This is a genomic window from Acidimicrobiales bacterium (genome assembly GCA_035533595.1).
Lineage (GTDB): Bacteria > Actinomycetota > Acidimicrobiia > Acidimicrobiales > Bog-793 > DATLTN01.
Genome location: DATLTN010000064.1, coordinates 23,062 through 29,723, shown reverse-complemented (window position 1 = coordinate 29,723; position 6,662 = coordinate 23,062). Strand labels below are relative to the sequence as shown.

5 protein-coding genes are annotated in these 6,662 nt (G+C 72.3%); 2 read left to right on the top strand and 3 right to left on the bottom strand.

Annotation, left to right across the window (positions count from 1 at the left end; translation table 11 throughout):
- Nucleotides 1–846, bottom strand: an 846-nt coding sequence (locus VNF07_12275) for an alpha/beta hydrolase (GenBank protein ID HVB07012.1), incomplete at its 3' end; no start/stop codon positions are given.
- 135 nt (nt 847–981) lie between these two features.
- Nucleotides 982–2,169 (bottom strand): cupin domain-containing protein, encoded by a 1,188-nt coding sequence (locus VNF07_12270; GenBank protein HVB07011.1) that lies wholly within the window; start codon nt 2,167–2,169, stop codon nt 982–984.
- Between the two features lie 162 nt (nt 2,170–2,331).
- On the opposite strand from VNF07_12270, the gene VNF07_12265 reads away from it, so the two are divergent.
- Entirely contained in the window at nt 2,332–3,144 is an 813-nt protein-coding gene (locus tag VNF07_12265) for a PIG-L family deacetylase (protein ID HVB07010.1), read from the top strand.
- 44 nt (nt 3,145–3,188) lie between these two features.
- Nucleotides 3,189–4,667 carry a DHA2 family efflux MFS transporter permease subunit gene (locus VNF07_12260; GenBank protein HVB07009.1) on the top strand — a complete coding sequence of 493 codons (1,479 nt, stop codon included), beginning with the start codon at nt 3,189–3,191 and terminating at the stop codon, nt 4,665–4,667.
- Nucleotides 4,668–4,670: 3 nt separating this feature from the next.
- Here VNF07_12260 and VNF07_12255 read toward each other — a convergent pair whose 3' ends face one another.
- On the bottom strand, nt 4,671–6,638 hold the full coding sequence (locus VNF07_12255) for an EAL domain-containing protein (protein ID HVB07008.1): 1,968 nt from the start codon (nt 6,636–6,638) through the stop codon (nt 4,671–4,673).
- Nucleotides 6,639–6,662 lie beyond the last annotated feature (24 nt).

The window sequence follows — 6,662 nt, the reverse complement described above, 5'->3', positions numbered from 1 at the left end:
GAGGATCTCGTCGAGGTGTTCGAGGCCGACCGAGAGGTGCCCGGCGTCGGGGACGAGGTGGGCGGCCGCCCCCGGCACCGTCTCGGCGAGCCAGCGGCCGTGCGCGAGCGGGACCATCAGGTCGCTCTCGCCGTGCCACAGCGAGACCGGGACCGCCAGCTCGTCGGTCTCGAAGCCCCACGGCTTCACGAAGGCGAGGTCGTCCTCGAGCCAACCTTCGATGCCGTTGCGGAGCCCCTCGTGGAAGCCCGCCGCGAGGTCCTCGCTGAACGCGCCGGCGAGGACGCGGCGATCCGCCGGGGGGAGGAGGCTCGACAACGCCGCGACGATGCCCTCGGGGGTGATCTGGCCGAGCGCCCATCCCCACCTGTCGAGCAGGGCCCGCAGCGGGGCTTCGCCTTCGAGCGCCGCCCCGAACTCGGTGAGGTTGTCCTCGCCCATCCCGGCCAACCAGTCGAGGCCTGCTGCGGCGTGCGGGGCGACGCCGCCGATGACGAGGGCGGCGGCGGTCCCGGGAAGACGCGCCGCGCAGGCGAACGCGTGCGGGCCGCCCCCCGACCACCCGGCGACGAGGCAGCGCGTTGCGCCGAGCGCCTCGAGGAGCGCGGCGGTGTCAGCGACGACGTCGACGACGGCACGACCAGGAAGGGGCGTCGAGGCCCCGTAACCGGGGCGCGCGGGCGTGACAAAGCGCAGGCCGCGGGCGTGCGCCGCCGCCTCGAGCGCGCGGTAGGGGGGAGCGCCGCCCGGGGTGCCGTGGTGGAAGACGAGCGGCAGCCCCGCGGTGGGGCCGCTCACCCGGTACTCGAGCTGCCGCCCGTCGGGGAGCGCGAGCTCCCTGTTCATCGCGCCCGCTCGGAGCGGCCGCGGGCCCTCAGCGGCCGCGGCGCAGTCGCCAACGCTTCAGCAGGCGCATGAGCTTGCGGAGGATGAACATCACGCCACCACCCTACGAGGAGCGCCCGCCCGCCGCCGCCCGCCTCAGACGTCCTTGGTGTACAGCTCCTCGGGCATCGTCGAGCTGAGCCCCGACTTCGCGAGGCCCGCCTCGAAGGTCTCGCGCACGTAGGGGTCCTCCTCGGCGAAGCCGATCGCGTGGCCGCCGAGGCTGATGTTGCTGTTCACTCCGGCGCCGGACTCGGTGAAGCCGCGGTAGTTCTCCGGAAGTGGCCCGCCCCACATGTTGAAGACACGGAAGGGGTCGGCGGAGACGGCGAAGTGCTGGTGGAACCAGTCCCCGCCCCCGGGCGCCGCCGAGACGAGGCCGCCCGGGCCGTAGTCGATGCGGTTCACCTGGTCGCCGTGGCCGTCCTTCCACGGCGTGAGGCCGAGGTGGCGGGGCCAGTTGAAGGTGTAGCCCTCTCCGCGCAGGCAGACGAGCACGGCGTGCGCGGTGTGGTAGTGGGCGCGCGAGTAGCGCCCCGGCGGGTACTGGGCGATGAAGGTGCCGATCGCCTCGTCCCGGAAGCCCTGCCAGGCCGGCTGCACCCGCCGGAAGCCGGGGGTGCGCTGGTTGTCGAGGGGCAGCTCGGAGTTGATGATGTCGGGGTAGAAGTTCGTGCGCGCCTGCGCGCGCTTGGTGGTCGGGATCGCGTAGATCTGGTCGTCGTACTTGTAGAAGTCGCCCTCCTCCCGGTAGTGCTCGGGGAAGGCGAAGTCGTTGTCGAAGATGAAGTCGGTGTTCCCGAAGATGTTGAAGATCCCCGGGGCGTTCGTCGCGGCGATGATCACGACCCGCTCGTTGGTGGCGTTGACGAGGCGGTGGTGGACGTTCGGCGGGAGGTAGAAGAGCGAGCCCGGCTGCCACTCGACGAGCTGCTTGTGGTCCTCGCGGATCCACGTCTCGGTCGTGCCGCGCCCCTCGAGGACGAGGTAGAAGGCGTGGTAGAGGTGCCGCTCGGGATTGAGGACACCGCCGCCGGGGATCTCGAGGACGAACATCGACTTGATCCCGTCGAGGCCGGAGAGCTCCATGTAGGCGCCCCTCCCGCCGAGGCGGTCCCACGCCCCGAGCTCGAGGTCGCGGACGTCGCGGAAGCCGATCCCGCGGTGCACCGGGATGTTCTCCGAGACGAGGAACTTCTCGAAGTTGGAGAGCTGTGCCTTGCCCTTCTGCAGTCCGGCGCGCTCACTCTCGCTCGCAGGCTCCTGGAACAGCTCGGTCGTCACGGCCCACCCCCTCGTGACGGCGGCCGCCCGGCCACCGTGCTCACCCCCTCTTAGCACCGCGACGGCGTGCCGTGCACCGCCGGAGGCCGCGTGACGGCTCCTTAGCATGTGGGGCCAACGAGCGATGGGAGCCCCGTGACCCGATCCGATCCACTCACCCTGATGGCCGTGCACGCCCACCCCGACGACGAGGCCTCCTCGACCGGCGGGGTCCTCGCCCGCTGTGCGGCGGAGGGGATCCGCACGGTCCTCGTGACCTGCACCAGGGGTGAGTTCGGCGACGGCCCCGGCGGGGTGAAGCCGGGGGAGGAGGGCCACGACGAGGCGGCGGTGGTGGCGCTGCGCGCGCGGGAGCTCGCTGAGAGCTGCCGGATCCTCGGGGTCACCGTGGCGGAGCAGCTCGGCTACCACGACTCGGGGATGATGGGCTGGCCGCAGAACGAGGCTCCCGGCGTCTTCTGGCAGATGTCGGTGGACGAGGCCGCCGCGCCGCTCGCCGCGCTGCTCGCGCGCTACCGGCCGCAGGTGGTCGTCACCTACGACGACAACGGCTTTTACGGCCACCCTGACCACATCCAGGCGCACCGCATCACCCGCACGGCGATCGCGCTCACCGGGGACGTCGTCGAGAAGCTCTACTACCCGGCGATCCCCTACTCCGTCCTCGGCCGCTTCGCCGAAGCGCTGCAGGAGGCGGGGATCGAGATGCCCGAGCAGGAGGAGCGCGAGGAGGGGGTCCCGCCGGACTTCGGCGTCCCCGATGAGCGCATCGCCGCTACCGTCGACTGCTCGGACTTCGCCGACGCGAAGTTCCGCGCCCTCGCGGCGCACGGGAGCCAGACCGACAGCTCCTTCTTCCTCCGCCTGAAGCGGGAGACCTTCGACTCGATGTTCGGCACCGAGCGCTACGTCCGTGAGTTCGACCGCACAGGGAGCACCGTCCCCGAGGACGACCTCTTCGCCGGGCTGCGCTGAGCACGCGGAATCGGGCCCTGCGGGGCCCGGCTGTACGGTGGTCCATGCGCGACGCACCTCCCGCCGCGCCGCCTGGCGCGCTCGTCGGCACTCCCTCGCAGCCCCCGCAGGCGGCACCGAGGCACCGGATCAGCGTGCAGCAGGCGACCGCGATGGCCTACGTCACCTCGATGTTCATGAGCGCGATGGACAACCACATCGTGAACGTCGCGCTGCCCACCCTCTCGCGAGAGTTCGCTGCGCCCCTCTCCTCGGTGCAGTGGACGGTGATCGCCTACGTCCTCAGCCTCGCGGTGTGGATCCCCGCCTCGGGTTGGATCGGCGACCGCATCGGGACCAAGCGCTGCTTCCTCGTCGCCCTCTCGCTGTTCACCGTGGCCTCCGCCCTCTGCGGCCAGGCGCGCAACCTCCCCGAGCTGATCGCTTTCCGCGCGCTGCAGGGTGCCGGCGGCGGGATGCTCGTCCCGGTCGCGACGTCGATGGTCTGGCGGGCCTACCCCCCGGCCCAGCGCGCCCGCCTCGCGCGGCTGATGATCATGCCGATCCTCGTCGCGCCGGCCGCCGCACCCGTCCTCGGCGGCCTGCTCATCCAGGACCTCTCCTGGCGCTGGGCCTTCTACGTGAACATCCCCTTCGGGGTCGTGGCGGTCGCCGCCTCCGCCCGCTACCTCGCCGAGCACCGTGAGACACCGCACGGCCGCTTCGACCTCCTCGGCTTCCTCCTCTCCGGCGGGGGGCTCAGCCTGCTGCTGTACGCGATCTCCGAGGGCTCGCTCGTCGGCTGGGGCGCTCCGAGGGTGCTCCTCACTGGCGCGCTCGCGCTCGGCGCGCTCGCGCTCTTCACCCGCCTCGAGCTGCGCCGCGCCGAGAGCCCGCTCCTCCGGCTGCGCCTGTTGCACAACCGCCTCTTCCGGGCGACCAACCTCGTGACGGGGCTCTCCACGGCCTCGTTCCTCGGCATCTTGTACCTGACGCCGATCTTCCTCCAGGAGGCCCGCCACCAGAGCGCGCTGAGCTCGGGGCTGACGACCTTCGTCGAGGCGATCGGCGTCGTCTGCGCCACCCAGACCGTCGGCCGCCTCTACGGCCGGATCGGTCCCCGGCGGATGAGCGCGGCGGGGATGCTCGCGCTCATGCTGCTCATCCTGGCGCTCGTCGCCGTCGGCCCGGGGACCAACATCTGGGAGGTGCGGGGGATCATGTTCCTCGCCGGCGCCGCCAACTCGACGGCCTTCCTGCCGATGCAGACGGCGATGTTCACGACGATCGCGGCGGCCGACACCGGCCACGCCTCGGCGATTTTCTCCGCCCAGCGCCAGACGATGCTCGCGCTCGGGGTCGCGATCCTCTCGACGGTGGTGGCGAGCGTCGGCGGTGAGAGCTACCCCGCCTTCCACGCCGCCTACGTCGCCGCCGCGGCGATCGCCCTCCTCGGCGCGCTCGCCGCGTTCACCCTCGTGAACGACCACGAGGCGCGGGCGACGATGGTGCGCGGCCCGCGGGTCCCCACCGCCGCGGAGTAGGGCTCAGGCCGAGACGCGCTCGCGCAGGGCCGCCGCGGAGAGCCAGCGGGCGAGCTCCTCGACGGGCATCGGGCGACCGAGGAGGAAGCCCTGCGCGGTGTTGCACCCCGAGTCGCGAAGGGCGCGCAGCACCTCGCCGCTCTCCACGCCCTCGCCGACGACCTCGAGGGCGAGGTTGTGGCCGAGGTCGACGATCGAGCGGACGATGGCGGCGTGCGAGGGGCAGCTCAGCATGTCGGTGACGAAGCCCTGGTCGATCTTCAGCTCGCGGACCGGCAGCGAGGAGAGGTAACCGAGGGAGGTCTGGCCCTTGCCGAAGTCGTCGAGGCTGACCTTCACCCCCTCGCGGTCAAGGGCGTGCAGCACCGCGGCGGCGCGCAGCGGGTCGGTGAGCAGCGCGGTCTCGGTGATCTCGACGGTGAGGCGGTGGCTCTCGACCCCCGCGAGCTCGAGGGCGTCGACGACGCGCTCGGCGAAGTCGTCGCAGGCGAGGTTCCGCGCCGAGACGTTGACGGCGAGGCTGAGGTGCGAGCCGGCGGGCCCGAGGTCGCTGAGCTCGTTGAGCGCGGTCGAGAGCACCCAGTCGGTGAGGCGGTCCATGAGGTCGGTCTGCTCGGCGAGGGGGAGGAAGCGGTCGGGGTAGAGGAGGCCGAGGACCGGGTGGTTCCAGCGGACGAGCGCCTCTACCGAGCCGGTGCTCCCGTCGGAGAGGGTCATCTTCGGCTGGTAGTGCAGCGTCAGCTGGCCGGCGTCGATCGCGTGGCGCAACTCGGCGATCAGGCTGAGGCGGGCGGGGTCGTAGTGGTTCTGCTCGTCGTGGTAGGCGACGACCTCCGCGTGGCTCGCCTTGGCGACGTACATCGCGATGTCCGCCCGCTGCAGGAGCTCGTCGACGTCGACGCCGTCGGCGGGCGAGACGACGTAGCCCACGCTGGCCTCGATCGACAGCGGCAGGCCGTCGAGCTCGAACTCGCGCTCGATCACGGCGCGCATCTGGGTGAGCACCGCCTCGGGCTCCTCGATGCCGTCAAGGATGACGCCGAACTCGTCGCCGCCGAGGCGCGCCACGACGTCCTGGGGGCGGACGAAGGCGGCGAGGCGACGCGCCAACTCGACGAGGACGCGGTCGCCGTTGTGGTGGCCGAGGGTGTCGTTCACGTCCTTGAAGCGGTCGAGGTCGATCACCGCGATCGCCGCCTCGCGGTCGTGGCGGCGGGCGCGGCCGACGGCGAGCTCGGCCTTGCGGTGGAAGCGCGCCCGGTTCGGGAGGCCGGTGAGCGGGTCGTGCTCCGCCTGGTGGCGGTTGAGGCGGACCTGCTGGCGGAGGCGCCGGCTCACCGAGAGGGAGAGGAGGAAGAGCACGAGGTAGAGGGCGCCGAGGCCGAAGACGAGGTCGCCGTAGAGGCTGTGCAGCCCCGAGGCGACGTCGGCGGCGATCGGCGCGTAGGGGAGGACGATGCGGAGCATGCCGATCGGCTTGCTCGCGCTGCCGGAGAGGGGGACGTCGACCTCGACGGTCTCGGGGTTGGCCGCCGACGCCGGAGCCGCGCGCAGCGGATGCAGGGTGGCGGCCACCGCGCCCCAGCTCGCTTCGCTGGCGGCACCGCCGAGCGGGGGCAGGACCCGCGGCGAGCCGGCGCTCGCGAAGACCGCCCTGCCGTTCAGGGCGAGCAGCTGGACCTGCAGCACCTCGTGCTTGTCGACCGCGCCGTCGACGGTGCGGACGAGTGCCGCGTGCGTCGCCGCGGAGAGGCCGTCGGCGAGGGGGCGGTTCCCGAGGAAGGGGTCGACCGCGGTCCAGGCGACGAAGAGGCCCTCCGAGCGCCCTTCGGCGAGGCCGCGCTGGGTGGCCACCGAGCGGTAGCTCGCGGCGAGGACGAGGCCGAGCAACAGGACGGGGAGGAGGCTGACGAGGCCGTAGGTCGCGAAGAGCCGGAACAGCGGCCGTCGGCGGGTCGAGAGCGAAGGCATGAGGGGATAACGGCCGCCCGCCGC

Coding starts and splice junctions, on each gene's coding strand:
- VNF07_12265 (HVB07010.1), top strand. CDS start 2,332: ATGGCCGTGCACGCCCACCCCGACGACGAGGCCTCCTCGACCGGCGGG.
- VNF07_12260 (HVB07009.1), top strand. CDS start 3,189: ATGCGCGACGCACCTCCCGCCGCGCCGCCTGGCGCGCTCGTCGGCACT.
- VNF07_12255 (HVB07008.1), bottom strand. CDS start 6,638: ATGCCTTCGCTCTCGACCCGCCGACGGCCGCTGTTCCGGCTCTTCGCG.